This is a genomic window from Plantactinospora sp. DSM 117369, assembly GCF_053764795.1.
Genome location: NZ_CM132446.1, coordinates 6247462 through 6265564 on the forward strand (window position 1 = coordinate 6247462; position 18103 = coordinate 6265564).

At 72.4% G+C, this 18103-nt stretch carries 12 protein-coding genes; 4 read left to right on the top strand and 8 right to left on the bottom strand.

Going from position 1 to position 18103, the window contains the following annotated elements; all coding sequences use genetic code 11:
• Positions 1–3 precede the first annotated feature (3 nt).
• Both ACSMXO_RS26705 and ACSMXO_RS26710 read right to left on the bottom strand, forming a co-directional pair.
• Entirely contained in the window at positions 4–2034 is a 2031-nt protein-coding gene (locus ACSMXO_RS26705) for a hypothetical protein (protein WP_455414281.1), read from the bottom strand.
• Positions 2035–2107: 73 nt separating this feature from the next.
• Positions 2108–2800: a hypothetical protein gene (locus ACSMXO_RS26710; protein ID WP_455414282.1), complete on the bottom strand. Its 693-nt coding sequence runs from the start codon at positions 2798–2800 to the stop codon at positions 2108–2110.
• 191 nt (positions 2801–2991) lie between these two features.
• Between ACSMXO_RS26710 and ACSMXO_RS26715 the strand changes: the two genes are divergently transcribed.
• Positions 2992–5298: an ATP-binding protein gene (locus tag ACSMXO_RS26715; protein ID WP_455414283.1), complete on the top strand. Its 2307-nt coding sequence runs from the start codon at positions 2992–2994 to the stop codon at positions 5296–5298.
• An 88-nt stretch (positions 5299–5386) separates the two neighbouring features.
• Here ACSMXO_RS26715 and ACSMXO_RS26720 read toward each other — a convergent pair whose 3' ends face one another.
• Complete coding sequence (locus ACSMXO_RS26720) at positions 5387–5569, bottom strand: hypothetical protein (RefSeq protein ID WP_455414284.1); 183 nt, start codon at positions 5567–5569, stop codon at positions 5387–5389.
• A 219-nt stretch (positions 5570–5788) separates the two neighbouring features.
• Positions 5789–6292 (bottom strand): mycothiol transferase, encoded by a 504-nt coding sequence (locus tag ACSMXO_RS26725; RefSeq protein WP_455414285.1) that lies wholly within the window; start codon positions 6290–6292, stop codon positions 5789–5791.
• 168 nt (positions 6293–6460) lie between these two features.
• Here ACSMXO_RS26725 and ACSMXO_RS26730 point away from each other — a divergent pair, with 168 nt between their 5' ends.
• A complete protein-coding gene (locus tag ACSMXO_RS26730) occupies positions 6461–7189 on the top strand; it encodes a class I SAM-dependent methyltransferase (protein WP_455414286.1) in 729 nt (242 codons plus the stop codon).
• A gap of 96 nt (positions 7190–7285) precedes the next feature.
• On the opposite strand, the gene ACSMXO_RS26735 is transcribed toward ACSMXO_RS26730, so the two are convergent.
• Positions 7286–7516 (bottom strand): hypothetical protein, encoded by a 231-nt coding sequence (locus ACSMXO_RS26735; protein ID WP_455414287.1) that lies wholly within the window; start codon positions 7514–7516, stop codon positions 7286–7288.
• An 89-nt stretch (positions 7517–7605) separates the two neighbouring features.
• On the opposite strand from ACSMXO_RS26735, the gene ACSMXO_RS26740 reads away from it, so the two are divergent.
• On the top strand, positions 7606–8955 hold the full coding sequence (locus ACSMXO_RS26740) for an RNA-guided endonuclease InsQ/TnpB family protein (protein WP_455414288.1): 1350 nt from the start codon (positions 7606–7608) through the stop codon (positions 8953–8955).
• 117 nt (positions 8956–9072) lie between these two features.
• Here the strand turns inward: ACSMXO_RS26740 and ACSMXO_RS26745 are convergent, their stop codons facing one another.
• Positions 9073–12477, bottom strand: coding sequence for a discoidin domain-containing protein (locus tag ACSMXO_RS26745; protein WP_455414289.1), 3405 nt, complete (start codon positions 12475–12477; stop codon positions 9073–9075).
• A 380-nt stretch (positions 12478–12857) separates the two neighbouring features.
• On the opposite strand from ACSMXO_RS26745, the gene ACSMXO_RS26750 reads away from it, so the two are divergent.
• Positions 12858–14843, top strand: coding sequence for an outer membrane protein assembly factor BamB family protein (locus ACSMXO_RS26750; protein WP_455414290.1), 1986 nt, complete (start codon positions 12858–12860; stop codon positions 14841–14843).
• A gap of 145 nt (positions 14844–14988) precedes the next feature.
• Here the strand turns inward: ACSMXO_RS26750 and ACSMXO_RS26755 are convergent, their stop codons facing one another.
• Positions 14989–17694, bottom strand: a complete 2706-nt coding sequence (locus ACSMXO_RS26755; RefSeq protein WP_455414291.1) for a hypothetical protein — start codon at positions 17692–17694, stop codon at positions 14989–14991.
• Between the two features lie 67 nt (positions 17695–17761).
• A complete protein-coding gene (locus ACSMXO_RS26760) occupies positions 17762–18085 on the bottom strand; it encodes an STAS domain-containing protein (protein ID WP_346261793.1) in 324 nt (107 codons plus the stop codon).
• Positions 18086–18103: the final 18 nt, after the last annotated feature.

Sequence of the window (18103 nt, forward strand, 5' to 3'; positions counted from 1 at the left end):
GGGTCACCCGGCCAACGAGCGACGCGGCTCGTCCTGCACCCGGCCGGCGGTGACGATCCACGGATTGCAGTCGCCGAGCCGGGCTCGCGGCCCCTCTCGTCGTTCCGGGTCGACGACGAACAGCGCAGTCTCCGGCAGGGTCTGTAGCTGGCGCGGTTCGACGGTGAGCTGATAGTTGCGCTGCCGCCCGACCGACTCGTTGAACGACGTGCTCGTCCCGTCCGACGTGCCGTGGGACGTACTCTCCGAGGTGCCCTCGGTGACGCTCCGGCCGGACGTGCGGCTGCCGTGGCCGGCGCCGAACGTACGGCTGTCCGACCTCGTCTCGGAACGGGACGTGCCGTGCGTACGGGTGGTGCTGGTGGACTCGCTGGTGCCGGTGCCGGCGGCGATGGTGAGCTGGCTGACGACGAACCGGTGCTCGCGCCCGATGAAGTTCGTCGCCGCCTCGGCCTCCTTGGCGTTGCCCACCCGCATGAGGACCACCGGCCCGCCGCTGCCGAGCAACTGTTCGGCGTCCTGCCGCACGTGCCGGAAGAGATAGACCAGCCGGATGTCACGGCGCCGCGCGATGCGGTCCAGCCGTTCGAGTTGGGCGCGCGGGACGAGGTCCGCGCCGGCGACGACCAGTGCCCGGCGACCGCCGGCGCCGCCCGTTCCGTGCTGCGCGTGGGCGGCTGCGACGTTGAGCAGCAACGGGGCGAGCATCTCGGCCGCGAGGTCACCGGCCGCCTCGTCCACCTCCACGACGGAGATCTCGACAGTGCCGTCGAGCACCGGCGCACCGGAGTGGGCACCGAAGCGCAGCAGCGGGTGTAGGCGTGCCTCGATCGCGCCGATGCGATCCTCGAGAGTCTTCCGGGACACCTCGCCGAACGCCTCGTGCAGTCGCTCGTACTCGTCGACGGTCAGCACCGAGCCTGGGCCGGGAAACGGCTCCTGGCGCAGCAGCGTACGCAGCCCGGCGCAGACCCGGGCGATCGTCAGCTCCGGCGCGAGGATGTCGCACACCTGGCCCACCACCCGCATGTCCAGGGTGTGCCGCTCCGGGGACGCGGTCGGCTCCGCCGCATGCGCGGCCACGACGAGCAACTCGGCGACCTCGCGGCCCTCCAGTCCGGCCAGCAGGTTGAGGCCCGGGGCGTCGGCCGGCAGGTTCAGCCGCCGTACCGACCGGTTGTGCGCCTCGGCGAGCAGGACCAGCGGCCGCCCGACCCCCTCCCTGGTCAGGTCGAGCAGGCTCAGCCGGGCGCCCGCCCCGACCAGGGAGGCGCCCATCGTGAGCAGCAGGCAGCACCAGCCGCGCGGGGTGCCCCCGTACACGTCGACCCGGCCGTCGTCGTGCGGGCCCAGCGGAAACCAGAACGGCAGGCCATTGATCTGGTCCTCCGCCTCCTCCCGGGCCGCCCGTCGGCGGGCCGCCCAGGGCCCGGCCTCCGCCTCGTACCGGTCCAGCGAGTCGCGGACCGCGCCGAGCCAGTCCCGGTGCCCGGCCGCGGCGCGTGACCGGGCGAGTGGCCCGACCGCCAACCACAACAGCACGCCAGCCAGCAGCAGGCCCAGCACCACGTCGGGCCCCATGGACAGGTAGTGCAACGGCTCCTCGGCAAACGGATGCGCCTCGAGATACCGGGCCCCCGCCGCCTGCTCCAGGCGGGTCTTCGCCGGCTCCGGCACGTCCGGCACGCTGAGCGCTCCGGACACCCTGGCGAAGGTGTAGAACCCGGCGACCACGTACGAGATGGCCAGCACGCCGATCGCCAGTCCGAGCAGTACCCGCAGCGTCCTCGCGCGGCCACGGGCCCGGGCCGCGTCGGTGGCCCAGGCCGGCGGCGGCAGGTGGCAGACGGGCTGCGGCAGGTCGGGTGGCACCGCCACCGGCCCCGGCGGCCGGAACTCCCAGCCCCACCGTTCCGCCGAGGCGAAGATCCGGGCGGGCAGCTCCCCCGCCCGCCGGATCGCGGCCGCCCCGACCGGCACCGCGGTGGACAGCGTCCGGGCTCCCATGCCGTCTCCCCACTGCACTTCGGTCACGAGCACTCCTCGCGTCGCTCGTCGGCGGCCTGGCATGTCGGGCTGAGCTGGCTGACGCCGTCGCTCTGCTCGGTCATGCCGGCCCGCCCAGGCCGAGCGCGGACAGCGGTGGCGCGGCCGGTGGTCGGCCGGTGGGCTCGTCGAGCCGCTGTGCACGAAGCCAGTCGATGCGCTGCCGCGCGGCGGCCGCGGCGGCATCGGCCACGTGGTCCTCCTCGCCGGTGAACTCGTACTGGCAGGCCCAGCACCAGCGCTGCCGTGGCTCACCCCAGCGGGCACAGCGCGGACACCTGCGGTGTCGCAGCGCGAACGTCAACTGTTCGAGCTCGAACGCGATCGCGGTCGCCTGGACGACCCGGCGCTGGGCATCCGCGTGGAACCGCGGCAGCGCCGCGTCGGACAGCGGTACACCGCCGAGGCTCCTGGCTCGGCGTACCAGGTACAGCAGCGTGCTACGGAGCAGCCGGCGGCCCGGCGAGAACGGGGACCCGCTCCGCTCGCGGCCGATGGTCACGGCCACCGGATGGGACGCGATGGCCGCCCGTGCCAGCCAGACCGGCGCCGTCGGATGCCGCCAGCTCTGGTAGTACGACCGCGGGCCGTCCCCGGCCCGGGCACCGCGGTTCGGCGCTTCGCCCGGCAGCCAGCCCTGCTTGCCGAGCGCCACGTCGACCAAGCCCAGCACCGCCGCCAGGTCCACCGACGGAAACTGCAGGTGGAGGTAGCCGGACCGGATCTCCCCCGCGCCGGAGGCCGGCCGCACCACGGGCAACAGCGGAAACGGCTGCCCTACCACGCTCTACCCCCTCCACGACACCCGATCCACCGTCGGCACGGTGCACAGTCAACCAACCGTCACGGTCGACTTGCGTTCTTCAGACCGATTGCGGAACGCTTCCAGCACATCCGATTCACCGCGCCGACTCCGCGCCACCGTCGCCTCCGCTGGAACTGGTGATGACCGAAGCCCTGTACGCCGCGCTGGGCACGGCGCTACGCCGCTGCCGCCGGCTCGCCGGCCTGTCGCTGCGGGTACTCGCCCGCCGGTTGGGCCTGCGCGCACACAGCGCACTCTCTGATTACGAGCACGGCCGGCGCCTGCCGCCGGAGGACCTGCTGCACCGGTACGAGCGGGTCTTCCCGGAACACGCCGCGACACTGCGCCGAAAGTGGCAGGAGGCGCTCGCGGCCAGGGCCGACGGCGAGTCAGCTAGCAACGCCGCCCCGGCCGGTCCGGTCGAGTCTCCGCCGGCCGGTCCGCGCCCCGCCCAGCTTCCCGCAGACCTGGCCGACCTCGTGGGCCGCGACGACGACCTGGCTGTGCTGTCGGCCGCCGCCGCGCGGGCGCCGGCCGTACTGGTGGTCTCCGGACCGCCGGGCGTGGGCAAGACCAGTCTCGCGGTGCACCTGGCGCACCTGCTCGCCCCGGACTTCCCGGACGGGCAACTCTTCGTCGACCTGCGCGGCGCGGACGAGCGGCCGGTCGCGCCGGCCGTCGCCCTCGGGCAGTGGCTACGCGCACTCGGGGTCGCGGACGCGGTGGCGCGCAACGGCGACGCCGAGCTGGCCGGCTGGTACCGGTCGCTGCTGGCCGGCCGCCGGATGCTCGTCCTGGTCGACAACGCCGCAACCGAGGCCCAGGTCCGGCCGCTGCTGCCCGGCTCCGCCGAGGTTCTGGTCATCGTGACCAGTCGCAACCCGCTGACGGGTCTGGACGGCACGCTGCACCATCCCGTCCGACCACTGTCCGAACAGGACACCACAGCGCTGCTCGGCAAGATCGTCGGGGCCGCCCGGATCGCTGCCGAGCCCGCCGCCGCCACGGAGATCGCCCGGCGGTGCGCCGGACTGCCACTGGCCGCCCGGATCGCCGGCCGCCGACTGGCCGCCTGGCCCGGATGGCGACTCCGCGACTGCGCCGAGGCGCTGGCCGACCGGCACCAACGCCTGGACTGGCTGGCCGGCGGCGACCGCGCGGTGCGGAGCAGCTTCGACATGTCGTACCGGATCCTGCCGGCCGACGCCCGCCGGCTCTTCCGCCGCCTCGCCCTACTGCCCGTACCGGAGTGCACCGTCCCAGCCGCCGCTGCCCTGACCCGGACGGTGCCCTCGGTGGCCGAGGGGCTGCTGCGCGGCGTCGAGCAGGCGGGCATGGTCCAGCCCGGCACGGCGCCCGGCCGGTACCGGATCCACGACCTGCTGGCGCTCTACGCCCGGGAGCGCCTGATCGTCGAGGAAGAGCCAGACCAACGTCGAGGCGCGGAGGAGGACCTGCTCGGCTGGCTGCTCGGCACGACGGCGGAGATGGCCGCCCGGCTCGCCCTGGACGACACGGCCGGCGGCGCCCCGCGCAACGGCCGGCGGCGCACCACCGACCACGCCAGTCAGCAGCAGGCGATCCGGTGGCTCGAGGCCGAGCGTGCGGCGATTCTCGGTGGCGTACGGCGGGCCGCCGCGCTGAACCGCGCCGATCTCGTCCACCCGCTGGTCCCGGTGCTGCCCTGGTTCTACGATCTGCGCTGTCACTGGCGCGACCTGCGAGAACTGGCCCGCACAGCGCTCGGCCTGGCCCGCCGACAGGGCGCCGCCGTTCCGACAGCGGTGGCCCTGAACGCGCTGGCGCTCGCCTGGTACCAGTTACGACGGCCGGCCGCGGCACTGCGCTGCGCCAGCGAGGCGGTCCGGGTGGCGCGCGGTGCCGGCACCGTCGAGGAGGCGTGGGCACTGGATCGGATGGGCATGGCCCTGTCCGAACTGGGCCGGTACGCCCAGGCCGCCACCGTACTGCGCCGGGCTGCCGCGCTGGCCCACGAGTACGGCGACTGGTGGGAGGAGGCGGCCGCCCTCAACCATCTCGGCCACGCGCTGACCCGATCGGATGGTTCGGCACAGGCGCTGCGGGAGTACGGCCGCGCGCTGCGCATCTTCCAGGCCCTCGGCAGCACCGGCAGCGAGGCGATGACCCGGGTCGGCCTCGGCCGGGCGCTGACCCACACCGGCCGGGCCCTCGACGCCATCGACCAGCACCACGCGGCCCTCCGCCTCTTCACCGAGGTGGACGACGGCTGGGGCGCCGCGTACGCCCGGCACGAGCTGGCGATCGCCGTACGCGAGACCGGCCGGCTCCACGACGCGGCAACTCTGCTCGACCAAGCCGCTGCGGCGTTCGGCGCCCTCGGCGACCGACGCCACGAGGCAGCGAGCCGGCGCGCGCTGGACGGTCTGGCGGCGATCACCGGAGCCGGAGGAGGCCGGACCGGGTAATCGGCCGTGGCAGGCGGACGCGGAGGTGCCGGAGCCCCGGCCCGATGGTCACCGGACCGGGACTCCTTCCTGTTCCGGGTCGGCTCGGTCAGCCACGGTAGAGCGGGTTGCCCAGCACAGCCTCGTTGAGCTGCCCGCCGGTGAGCACGTCGAACGCGCGCACCACCGTCCGGTCCGGATAGACCGCCACGGTCAGCACGGTCGGCGACTCGGGCCGGTCGGTCGCCGAGGCCGCGTCCCACGGATTCTCCGGGCTCGGCGCGAACTCCATCGCGAGCCCGCCCGTGTTGATAGCGGTGCCACCAGCGCCGCGGCGGTGGTCAGCAGCGGGTACGGGTCCTGCGCAGCGACATCTCGCCTCCACGGCGTGGGGAAAGGTAGCCACACCGTCTCGAACTCGAAGATCATCGACAGTCCGGTGAACGGCATGCGCAGGCCCGCCGTCCGAGTGATGAGGATGTGCTGACTCCGCCCGGAACCCGCCCGGCGGTCAGTGGGGCAGCATGCCGCGTACGTAGGCCGCCTGCCCGAGGTGCTCCAGGTCGTCGGTGAGCACGCTGACCAGGCGGGCGCCGAGGCTCACCGGCGGATCCCACGAGGGGTCGACGATCCGGTCGAAGTCGTCGTCGGTGAGTCCGGAGAGGAACTCGACAGTCCGGTCGTGCACCGCGTCGTAGTAGCCGAGCAACTGCTCCGGCCGGACCCGTACCGCCGCGACGTCGGCGCTGCTGTGTCCAAAGCCGGTCGCCGACACGTCGAACGGCAGCCCGAACTCGTCGGACCAGCCGGCCGCCGTCCAGACCTGCTCCGTCCCGGCGACGTCGGCGACGTGGTCGTCCTGGATCCGGGTCAGGTGCCAGGCCAGCCAACCGATCGAGTTGGCCTCCGGCGTGGGGCGGTACCCGAGCTGCTCCGTAGTCAGCCCTTCGACCGTCGCCCGCAGCTCGTCGCGTACCCGGCCGAACCCGTCACCGAGCAGCTGTGCACCGTTCACGTCTTCGGCTCCCTTCGCGTGGCGGGCCCTCTCGACCCACTCAACCACGCATGCGGCCGTCGTGCTCGTCGACACCCTCACCCACGCCGCCGCTACCGGCTGAGCGGCCGGCTGGGGCCAGCCTGCCGCCGCCGATACCCAGTTCTTAGGAGCGTGAACAATAGCGTCATGAGCGACCAGGACCGTCCGCCCCGGCCCCTTCCCCCGGCCGCCGAGCGCCCGCCGGTGCTCGCCAGCCTGCGCTACCACGAGCGCGCCGCCGAGCTGACCGGCCGGCTACAGGACGAGATTTTCACCTACATCCACCGCACGAACCTGTGGGGAAGCTCGGAATCCACCTCGGGCGAGGGCTCCGAACTGGGCGCCACGGCGGTGCTCCGCGTGGAGATCCCCGCGCTGCTGCGACGGCTCGGCGTGAAGGTGATGCTCGATGCACCCTGCGGCGACTTTGGCTGGATGCGGCACGTCGACCTGACCACGCTCGACCGCTACATCGGCGCCGACATCGTCGCGGATATCGTCGACCGCAACAACGCTCGATACGCCGACGAGCACCGGCGTTTTAAACTGCTCGATCTGACCCGCGATCGCCTGCCCCGGGCCGACCTGGTCCTGTGCCGCGACTGCCTGGTACACCTGACGTACGACCAGATCCGGCGGGCGCTGGCCAACATCAAGGCCAGCGGCGCCGAGTACGTGCTGATGACCACGTTCGTCGAGATCGACATCAACGCCGACGCCGCTACCGGCGACTGGCGCCCGCTCAACTTCCAGCTGCCGCCGTTCTGCCTGCCCGAGCCACTCTGCGTGATCGTGGAGGGCTGTACGGAGGCCGGCGGCGCCTACGCCGACAAAACACTCGGCCTCTGGCGTGCCGCTGACCTGCCCGTGGCCTGAGATCGTCTTACCGGCGCACCAGCCGGCATCGCCGTTGCTGGCCATCGGCTTCTCCGATCGAGCCCTGGCCGCGGGTCGGTGCTGGTCAGCCCGGCCTTAGACCGGTGGGGTGACGATGGTCAGCGCGGCGCCCCGGCTGACCCAGTCGTTGTCGCGTTCCTTGATCACCTTTGGACGCGCCCGGTAGGCGTGCGCCAGGTCATCGTTCGCCACCGGCCCGGCCACGAACGAGCCGTCGCCGCGGTTGACGAACGTGGTGACGAGGCCGATCTTCGACGCGTCGGGGTCCCGTTCGCACGTCCGCCGCCGGTGCACCGCCCGCCGCACACGACGGGCGGTGCACCGGAAGCCGGCTAGTGCGGTGTCCAGTAACGTTTGCCGGGTTTCTGTCGTACCAGTCGGGTTGGCTGTGGGTCATGCCTCGTCGTCGGGATCCGGCCGCTGCTGTGGTGGTGTATCGGACCGCACGGGTGGGGTTGCGGTTGACGTCAGGTCAGCGGCGGCGGTGTTTCGGGCTGCTCCGGTCGGCCGGGGACGTGTGGGCGTGTGTGTTGGAGGTCAACGCGTGGCGTCGAGTCCGTCGGGACGTCCCGTTGGCGGGTTATCAAGAGTTGTGTCGGGAGTTGGCCGCTGCCGGACCGGGGACGTTCGGGGACTTGGACTCCACGGGCGCCCGGTCGGTGTTGCGCCGCTTCTCCGACGCCTGGTTCGCGGCGGCGAAACGCCGCAAGGACGGCGACGCCGCCGTCCGGTTTCCGCGTCGTCGCCGGTTCTTGATGCCGGTGCGCTGGTATCACGGGACCTTCACCCTCGACGACCGTCGGGTCCGTGTCCCGACCGCACGTGGGACGGCGCCGTTGTGGCTGCGGCTGGCCCGGCGCCTGCCCTACCCAGCCGAGCAGGTGCGGTCGGTCACCCTGCTCTGCGAGGGTGGTCGGTTGTTCCTGGATGTGACCGCCGAGATCCCGGTCACGGAATATCCGGTCGGTGAGGGTCCGCACCTGGGGCGGGTAGCGGGGGTGGATCTGGGGGTGATCCATCCGTACGCGGTCGCCGGCCCCGACGGGCAGGCCCTGTTGGTGTCCGGCCGCGCGATCCGGGCCGAACACCGCCAGCACCTGTCGGATACGAAGCGGCGTCGCCGTGCTGTCTCCCGTCGGGCGCCGGGAAGGGGGCAGCGGGGGTCGCGGCGGTGGCGGCGGTGGCGGCGGTATCGGTGTCGGGCGCGGGTGGTGGAGGGCCGGCATCGGCGGCGGGTCCGGCAGGCCCAGCACGAGGCGGCGAAGACGGTGATCGGCTGGGCTGTGGCTCACCAGGTCGGGACCCTGCGGGTTGGTGACCCTCGTGGCGTGCTCGACCTCCAGGCCGGGCGGCGGCACAACCTGCGGTTGCGGCAGTGGCAGATCGGTCACCTCATCCGCATCCTCCACGACAAGGCGACCCTGGCCGGGATCAGAGTCGTTCTGGTCGACGAGCGGGGAACGTCGTCGACCTGCCCCGCCTGCACCCGGCGGATACCGAAACCCCGAGACCGGAACCTCACCTGTTCGTACTGCGAATTTGCGGGCCATCGTGACCTGGTCGCGGCGGCCATCATCGCCACCCGGACTCCGGGCGGCGGACCTACCACCCCACCCACCCCTGCTGCCGCTGTGCCGGTGGTGTCGGGTGGGGTGGTCACGCACCGTCGAGCCGGCCGGCACCTGCCCGGTGCCGGCCGGTCCCGACGTGACCCCCGCCGCCCACCACAACACCCCGGGGCGTGAGGGTCGGTTGGCCAGCGGTGGCCCGCCCCACCAACCACCGGGTGGGGAGTCGCTCGCCGTCACCGGCGAGGATCCACAACACCACCGGAAACCCGGTGAACGTTAGTGGACACCGCACTAGCTGAGCGGCTCGACCCAGATGTTCCGGTAGAACAGATTGGGGCCGGGGTCGCCGTGGTCCTGGAGGCGGATCGGGCCCACCGATGGCCCCTCCGGTGCTCCGCCGCCGGTCGGCCCGGTGATCTCGGCGTTGTCGTGCACGGTGACGCCGTTCCACACGACGGTGACCCGGGCGTTCTCCGTCTTGGCCCCGGAGGCGTCGAACCGGGCGGCGCGGAACGTCACGTCGTACGTCTGCCAGGTCTGCGGCGCGGTCGCGGCGTTCACCCTCGGCGCCAGCTTCTCGTAGATGGCGCCGCACTCGTTGCTGGCCGGGGTGGTATCGCCGTACGAGTCGAGCACCTGCAACTCGTACCGGTCCTGCAGGTAGATGCCGCTGTTCGCCCGGGCCTGCCCGGTGACGTCGGCCGGCAGGTTCGGCAGCCAGAACTCGATGTGCAGCTTGACGTCGCCGAAGCTCTGCCGACTCCGGATGTCGCCGCCGAGCACCTCCACTCCGCCGTTGCCCAGCGGCCAGGTCGGGTTGGCCCCGTTGGCCTGCTGGAAGTTGTCCATGTTCGTCCCGTCGAAGAGCGTGATCCGACCGGTGTTCCCACCGGGTCCGTACGCCTCGAACTCGTAGATCCGGGCCGCGTTGTCGGTGGTACTGGTCGGCGCGGTCACGGTCAGTCGCGCGTACCTGGCCTGGCTGGCCGGGATGTCGTGGGTGGTGACGTTCGCGGTGTTGCCGGTGACGTTCGCGACCGTGGTCCAGGCGGTGCCGTTGGTGCTGACCTGGACGGCGAAGTCGCGGGTGTTCCAGGCGGCGTTCTCGCCACCGGCGCCCGCGTGCCGGACCACGAACCGGTGCACCGTCTGGGTGGTGCCGAGGTCGACCTGCAACCACTTGGTGGCGCCGAGAGAGCACCACTTGTCGCTGTTGCCGCCGCTCACGCTGCCGTTGACCGCCTGCGACGGTCCCTCGGTGCCGGAGCAGGAACTGTCCGCCGTCGCCGGCCGCCCCAGGGCGAGGTTGCCCGATGCCGGGGCGGCACCGCCGTACACCTCGAACTCGTAGATCCGGGCCGCGTTGTTGCCGTCGCTGCTCGGGGTGGTGATGGCGAGGCGGACGTACCGGGCCTGGGTCGCCGCGAAGGTGTGCGTGGTGGTGTTGGCGGTGTTCGCGGTGACGTTCGCGACCGTCGTCCAGGCGGTGCCGTTGGTGCTGACCTGGACGGCGAAGTCGCGGGTGTTCCAGGCGGCGGCCTCACCGCCGGCACCGGCGTGCGCGACGACGACCCGGTTCACGCTCTGGGTCGAGCCGAGGTCGACCTGCAACCACCGGCTGGATCCCGACGAGCACCACTTGTCGAGGTTCCCCGAGGTGGTGGTCCCGTTGACGGCCTTCGCCGGGCCCTCGGTCGCCGAGCAGGAACTGTCGGCCGTGGCCGGCTTGCCCAGGGCGAGGTTGACCGGCGGCACCTGGCCGGGGATGGCGTTGAGGGTGTACCAGACCTCGGTGCTCCACAGCGCCTGGCCGTCGCTCGCGCTGAACGGCCGGGGCGAGCGGACGTGTACCACCCGGCCGGCCTTGAGCCCGTTGACGACCAGGGTGACCTTCTTGCCGTCCGCCGACAGCGTCGCCGAGGAGACCGACAGCGTCTCCTCGTCCACCTTCGGCCCGCCGTAGGCGGCGGTCGGGACGTACCGCCACTGCTTGACCCGGTACTTCGAGGCCAGCGCCGTCGCGGTCGCCGCCGAGAGCGGCTTGGTGTACTCGATCTCGAAACCGTTCGACCGGGCCCGCATCGCCAGCATGTCGAAGGTGGCGCTGCCGTTCGGGGTGATCTTCTGCAGGCCGTAGCTGAGCTTGCCCTCCTGGCCCCAGTTCCCACCGCCGTGCAGGCCACCGGTGTAGAGGGCACCGTCCGGGCCGACGCTGACCTCGGAGACACCGGCCTCAAGCCCCTGCGTCATCCGGAACAGCGCGCCCTGGTACTCCCCGTTGACCTTCTCCAGGTACGCCCGCTGGAGGCCGCCGTACGTCACGTCGCCGATCGCCATCTGCCCGGCGAAGGGCCCCTGGGTCATCATCACCGGCGTACTCGGCGAGTTGCCGATCTCGTTCTGCGGGAACCAGATGACCGGCTGGGTCACCGGGTTGTTGTCGAACGGCCCGGCCGGGTTGAGGTAGTGGTTGAAGAACCGGTCCTGCTTGATGTGCAGCAGCTTGGAGGCCGGCTGGTAGCCGCCCTGGTTGTCGGTGACGAAGAGCCCGTTCTCGGGCCCCCAGCCGATGCCGTGCGGGGTACGCAGCCCGCCCGCGACGTACGACACCGCGCCGGTCGTCCGGTTCACCTTGATGGTCGTGCCCCGGTTACCCGCCGGCTGCGGGTTCGTGGTCGCGCCGCCGTAGTTGATCGACACCGAGAGGTTCAGGTAGAAGAACCCGTCGGCGTAGAGCAGCCCGAACCCGAACTCGTGGAAGTTCTGGCCGAACGGCCAGGTGGCCACGGTGCGGTAGTTGTCGGTCACCCCGTCGCCGTTGGTGTCGTTCAGCTCCGTGAGCCGGTGCTTCTCCGACACGTAGAGCTTGCCGTCGACGTAGGTGATGCCCATCGGCTCCTGGAGCCCGCTGGCCACCCGGGTCCGGGTCACCTGGGCCGGGCTGGTGTTGCCGGTGACGTTGCCCAGCAGCCAGACCTCGCCGGCGGTGGTCAGCGAGCCTCCCCAGGTGAGCACCGCGAGGCGCCCGTCCGGCAGCCAGTCGAAGCCGGTGACCTGCGGCTCGAAGCCGCTGGGCCGCAGGTTCGTCAGCGTGAAGCCGGGATGTACGGCGGTGAGCGGCAGCCCGTCACCGGGCGCGTCACCACTGGCCTCGCACTCTTTGCGGCCGGGCGCGGTCACCCGGACGACCCCGGCGTCGGTGCTCAGCACCGAGTTGGGCACGGTGACGAACGACGTCGAGCCGGGTGTGCGCCACTGCAGCGTCAGCTGCTGGCCGCCGTCGCGCTCGAAGTGCTCGATCCGCAGCGAGTGGTAGCCGGTGGTGAGGTCGACCGTGCCGTCCTTCGGATCCGGTCCGTGCAGCCCGTCGTGGTCGACGACGACCGCGTCGTCGATCAGCAGTCGCGACCCGTCGTCGCTGAGCAGCCGGAAGGTGTAGCTGCCGGCCTGGGCGATGTTGATGTTGCCGAGGACCTGGGCCAGGAAGTAGTTCTCGAAACCGAAGTCGGCCGCGCTGGTCCAGTCGACCACCGGCATGAGCTTGTCGATGTTCGGGGTCTGCGCGGCCTTGAGGGTGCAGAGGTTGTTCAGCGGCACCTGAAGGTCGAAAACCCGCAGCGTGACACCGGGCTCCTGTGGCGGCGGCGCGGCCGTGGCACCGCCGGCCGGCAGGCACACGGCCGCGACGGCGAGCACGGTGGCGACCGTGCCCAGAATCGATGTGCGCGCTCGTCGGGATGGTAGGAACACGTTTCCTCCCAGGGGTGAGCGGGACGACGCCGCACCGTCACGGCGTGGCGGACCGCTCGGCGGCGCGCACCGTGATGGCCGACGGGAAACCTCATACGTCCTGAGCTGACCGGGCACGCCGCTGCCTGGCGAGGCAAACCCTACGATCGTTACGTTTGGATGTCTAGATGTTTCGTCCCAACGACTCTAACTTTCAGATAGCTCGACGAAAGTACGGACGCACCGAACAGGCCCGTCCAGGCCCTCGGCGCCGGACGGCTCCGGCGGTCCCGGATCGCGACCGCGTCTTGTCGGGTTCGTGACGGTGTCCCGGAAGGCTCTGTCCGATGCGGAACCTCGATCTCGGACTGCGCTGGCTCGGCCATCCCGGCACGGTCGCGGCCACCGTGCTGCTGCTGGTCAACGACCACCTCCTCAAGGCGTGCTGGCCGGGCCCGCTGACCGGCAAGGTCAGCGACTTCGCCGGCCTGGTGGTGGCGCCGGCCGTGCTCGGCGGTGGGTTGGCGGCGGCGTTCCCGGTCCGTCGCGGGCGGCTGCTCGTCGCGGCCTGCGTGATCAGCACCGGACTGGGATTCGCACTGGTCAAGCTGACCGCACCGGGCGCCGCACTGGCCTCCGCGGTGTGGTCCTCGGTAGCCGGACCCTCGCGGGTGCTCGCCGACCCCACCGACCTGGTCGCCCTGCCGGCGCTCGGCCTGGCCTGGTGGATCGGACGGCGCACGGTCGTCCGCCGCACCGACGGCGACCGGCCGCCGGCCGGCACGCCCCGCCGGCTCACGCCACTCGGCCTGGTATGGGCACTGAACCCTTTCGCACCCAGACCGCGCGGCCCTCACGCACCGCGTCTGACCTTGCGGCCCACCGCACGGCACGGGGAGGTCGAAAAGGGTTCACCGGCGGCGCGCGTGCCCGCACTGCTCGGACGGGTACGGGTACTGGTCGCGGTGCCGCTGGCGCTGTTCGCCGTCGCGGCGACGACAGCGGGCGGGGAACCGGACGCGGACCCGACAGTCGGGGTCGCCCAGCGGGAAGCCGCCTGGAGCACGTCGCTGCCCAGTTCGCTCGGCATACCGAGCGGCGCCGCGGTCTCCGGTGACCGGGTCGTGGTGGTGACCGAGCCGGGCGGGATGGCCGTGCTCGACCGGCACAGCGGAGTGTCGCGCTGGCAGCGGGAGGCGTCGTCCGGGTCGCAACAGTGGCGCAGGATCCAGGTCACCCGGGACGCCGTACTGATCTTCCTGGACAACGCGGTGCAGGTCCTCGACCTGGACACCGGCCGGCTGGCCCGGGAGACGGCACCGGTGACCGGCGCCGCCGCGAGCTGGACGACCCTGTTCCTGAGCACCTGCGAACCGCGCTGCGCCATCCGGGCGTACGACATCGGCAGCGGTCGGCTGCGCTGGACGCACACCAGGCAGAGCCGTTCGCGCGGCGCCGACGTGCCGGCGTACTGGACCGAACTGTCGGCCGATCCCGCGGAGGCGGCGCCGGCTCGCCCGGGCCGGCTGGCGGCCGACCGGCTACGCCCGCTGACCGCCGGGGAGACCCGGGTACTGATCGCCGGGCAGTACCAGGGCAACGGCGCGTACCGGACGCTGGCCCTGGACGCCGGCACCGGCAAGGTCCTCTCCGAGGGAGCGACGCTCGCCGACGGTGAGCGGTTCACCGTCGGCGACGACCGCAGCTACCTGCGCTGGCGTACGGCCGACCCGTGCGAATTCGCGGTCACCGGGTACGACGTACGGGGCGGGGCGGCGAAGTGGACGGCCCGGATCCGGCCACCCGGCCGCGACGTGGCCACGCAGCCCTGTGATGCCTGGGTTCCGCAGGTGGCCGCCGGGGCGCTGCTGGCGGCGACGCCGGAGGGGCGACCCCAGGCACTCGACCTCGCCACGGGACGGGTCCGGTGGAACGGCGACAACGGCACCTCCCCGCTGGCGACGGTCGGGGACGTGGTGGTGACGCGCCACGACGGGCAGCGGAGGATTGCCGGCCACGACCTGGGCACCGGCGACCGGCGGTGGATCTCGGAGCTGCCGGAAGACGGCGACGGCGGCCCGGAATGGGTACACCGGACGCTGGCTGCCGGAGAACGGCTCGGCTACCAGACGACGTACCAGCCGGCCGAGGGCCCCGAGCGCGAGCTGACCTGGGTCCGACACGCGGTCACCGGTCGGGTCGAATGGGTCGGCAAGGGCAGCAACGAACTACTGGGCGCCGGGGGCGGTGCGCTGGTGACCCGGGGGCTGTGGATCCACGGAGATCCGCCGGCGGACCGCTCCGCCATCCAGGTCCGGCTGTTCACACTCTGACCGCCCCACCGGCCGGTCGAGGGCGTTCGCGCTACGGCACGCGCCGCCGAGGTCGCGGCCCGCCACCTGACGACGGCTGCTTCGGCGTGCGTCCCGACCCGAGCGGGTCCGGGCCGCACCCCGCGGTGCGGCCCGGACCCATCGGTCAGCCGCCGGTCACCACACCGGTCAACACCGTGCTCGGTACCGGCCCTTCCGGCATGTCTGCGAAATGCAGCTCGACGAACTCGTCCGGTTCGGCCACCGAGTCGGTGATCGTCGGTACGGTGATCTCGCCGGTGGTCGCGGCCGGCTCGATGAACAGGTACGGCGCCAGCCAGGTCTGCGACAGCGGGCGTGACGGCTGCACCGGCTCCAGCGAGAGCAGGGTGAACCAGTCCGGGTCGACGTCCGTGGTGGACAATTCCACGCCGCTGGCCGGAGCCTGCGGCAGGGTGTACGCGTAAATGCCCGTCTCGGTCGGCGCCGACGAGGAGAAGCGCCAGGTCAGCGTCTCGCCCTCGGCGGCGCGGGCGGAGGCGGACTCGATGGAGAGCGTCGGCTCAGGGTCGTCGTTGACGGTCGAGATTCCGCCGTAGTAGCTGCCGATCACGAAGCCCCGCTCCGCCTTGGCGGCCAGGGTCTGATTCTCGGTGTAGTTCCACACTGTGTCACCGGTGACGTCGATCGGCACCCGGATGGTGCGCTGCCCGGGCTGGACGGTGACCAGCCAGGAACGGCTCGTGAACGTCGTGTCGTCGGACTGGAACAGCCGCACGACACCGCCGCCGTCTCCGGTGACGGTCACCGGGATCTCGTACGTCTTCGTGCCGGAGTCGCCCTCGGCGACCCGCAGGGTGCCGATGTCGAGCCGTGGCAGGCGTTCCGGGCGCGCGTGCGGGGTACCCGGCTGCCAGCCCCACGCGTCGAGCAGCCAGGCCCGGCCCGGCCCAGTGCGCGGGGTGAGTTCGATGGCGGCCAGCCTCGCGGGTGCGTCCTTGAGCGGCACCCGCACCTCCTGGCCCCAGTACGAGGTCGTGTTGTCGGTGCCGGGCAGGCCGTCGATCCGGACCTCGCCCAGCGTGCTGCGGCGGCCGTCCGTGCCGACGACGGTGACGCCGAGCCGGGTACCGGTCGTGTTCGGTGGGACGATCACGCGCAGCGCCAGGTCGCGGGCACCGGCGACGGTGACCGGGCGGGCCGGGGCCAGCCGGATCCGGCTGCCGGCGGCGGACCAGTTCAACGCTGCCGCGTACCGGCCGGGCTCGGGGACGGTCCAGAGGAACGGCACGAAGTGCGCCCGGAGGGCGTTCCGGTCCTCCGGGGGGATACAGGAGCGCTCGGGGTCGTCGGTTACCTGGTCGCAGATCCGCGCGCCGGCGGACACCGTCATCGACGGGTCCGGGGTGAGCAGCCGGGTACGGTTGGCACCGAGCGCGTGGCCGAGCACCCGGGCCGGGTCGGCCGACGGTGCCCGCACGCCGCTGCCGTCGAGCAGCGGCCGGACCCGGTCGTCGCCAGCGACGAACAGCCGCGCGGCGGCGGCGATGTAGGTCGCGCCGACGGTCTGCTGCTGCGCCGCGGTGAGTCGGGTCCCGGCGCCGGGCGAGCAGACCGGGTCGGGCTCGTCACCGGCACGGAAGTCGTCGACGGACGGTGCCACCGACTGCCCGGGCGTCCACTCGGTGTTGAAGAAGTTGTGGTTGGCGCCGACCACGTACAGCGCGCTGCGCAGCGCCCGGCTGCCGCTGACGTCCCGGGTCTCGTCCACGAACATCTGGCCCTGCAGGTCGGAGACGTCGCCGTCGCAGCCGGGCAGGATGGTCACCGACGGGACGTCCGGCACCGGGTCGTGGCCGAAGATGGTGGGGCCGATGAGCAGCAGTCCGCGTACGCTCCAGCGGACTTTGCCGTGGTAGCCGTCCTGCGCGGCGGGCGGCGGAGTGAGCGAGTCCATCGTCGCGCGGCTGACGCCCTCGCCGCCGCGGGAGTGGCCCACCAGGAACACCCGGGACAGGTCGGCGCGCGGCGCGGCGCGCACGATCGCCGGAGCGTCGGCGCGTCCGGCACCCGCCCAGTCGGCCCAGTTCGCCAGGTGCAGCCGGACGAGCGAGGAGCGTGCCTGGGCGCCGCCGTCCTCGGCGTCCCAGTCCTGCCCGTTGACACCGTTGGCCGAGATGGACACGGTCAGGTAGCCCTGCGAGGCGAGCAGCCGCTGGGCCTGTAGGTAGCCCCGGTGGCTCGGGATCGGGTCGGTGCCGGCCGGGCACGGCCACTCCTGGGGCACCTCCTCGGCTCCTCGGTAGCAGAAGGTGTGCCGACCGTGCAGGAACAGGGCGAGCGGCCGGGTGCCGGACGCACCCTGCGGGGCGACCACGACGGCGCGCATCTCGACCTTCTCCGGGAAGTCGGGCAGCTTGACGGCGGGCAGGTCGTATTCTCCGGTGACGGACCGGTACGGCCCGGCGACGCCGGGATCGACGGCGCCGGCCGGCTGTGGGGCCGGCACGGCGGCAATCGGCGCGGTGCGGCGAGGGCTGCTGTGCGTCGGGGCCTGGTCGATCCGCCTGCCGGCGGCCCGCACCGTCAGTCCGCCGAACCGGACGGACCCGCTCAACCCGAGGCTGAAGGTGCGACCGTCCGGGTGGGGGCGAGCCCGGCCGAGCCGCTCGTCGCCCGACCAGAACTCCACGGCGGCGTCGCCGATCGGCACCCAGCTCTCCGAGCGCCACGTCAGCTTGCCGTCGGTCACCGACCAGCCCGCGGCCGCCGACCGCGGCGAAGGGCTTCCGGGGGGAACCGCCGCCGCCTGCCCGGCCGCCCCCGTCACCAGCGTCAGGGCGAGCACGGCCGAGATCAGGAATCTACGCATGCAACCGTTTCTATCGCAGGCGTGCAACGTCGTCAGGCAGCGCGTCGGCCACCTGTTCGGGCCGATCTCACCGGGTCTGCCGGAGACGTTGCGGCGGGACCCCGGCGGCGGCGAGCCGGCTGGCTATGACCGCGGACCCGGTGCAGAAGGAAACAATGACATTGTCGTCGTCCCCGACGTGGCAGGCGGCGGCGAGCGTGCCGACGCCGATCGGGTCCAGGGCCGACACGTCCGACAGGTCCACCATCACACGCCACGGCCGGATCTTGCGGACCGCACGCACGAGAATGTGCCGCAGTTCGGCGGCGCAGTCGATCCCGACCGGCCCGTGCGGCTGCACGACGAGGGTGCCGTCCCCGACCGTCGACACCTCCACCAGGGTGTTGGGCACTGGACCGCCCTTCTTCAC

What these genes read in the sequence shown, in the direction of transcription:
- ACSMXO_RS26720 (WP_455414284.1), bottom strand. Translation starts at nt 5,569, where the DNA reads ATGGAGTTCGCGCCGAGCCCGGAGAATCCGTGGGACGCGGCCTCGGCG.
- ACSMXO_RS26740 (WP_455414288.1), top strand. Translation starts at nt 7,606, where the DNA reads ATGCCTCGTCGTCGGGATCCGGCCGCTGCTGTGGTGGTGTATCGGACC.
- ACSMXO_RS26730 (WP_455414286.1), top strand. Translation starts at nt 6,461, where the DNA reads ATGAGCGACCAGGACCGTCCGCCCCGGCCCCTTCCCCCGGCCGCCGAG.
- ACSMXO_RS26715 (WP_455414283.1), top strand. Translation starts at nt 2,992, where the DNA reads ATGACCGAAGCCCTGTACGCCGCGCTGGGCACGGCGCTACGCCGCTGC.
- ACSMXO_RS26755 (WP_455414291.1), bottom strand. Translation starts at nt 17,694, where the DNA reads ATGCGTAGATTCCTGATCTCGGCCGTGCTCGCCCTGACGCTGGTGACG.
- ACSMXO_RS26750 (WP_455414290.1), top strand. Translation starts at nt 12,858, where the DNA reads ATGCGGAACCTCGATCTCGGACTGCGCTGGCTCGGCCATCCCGGCACG.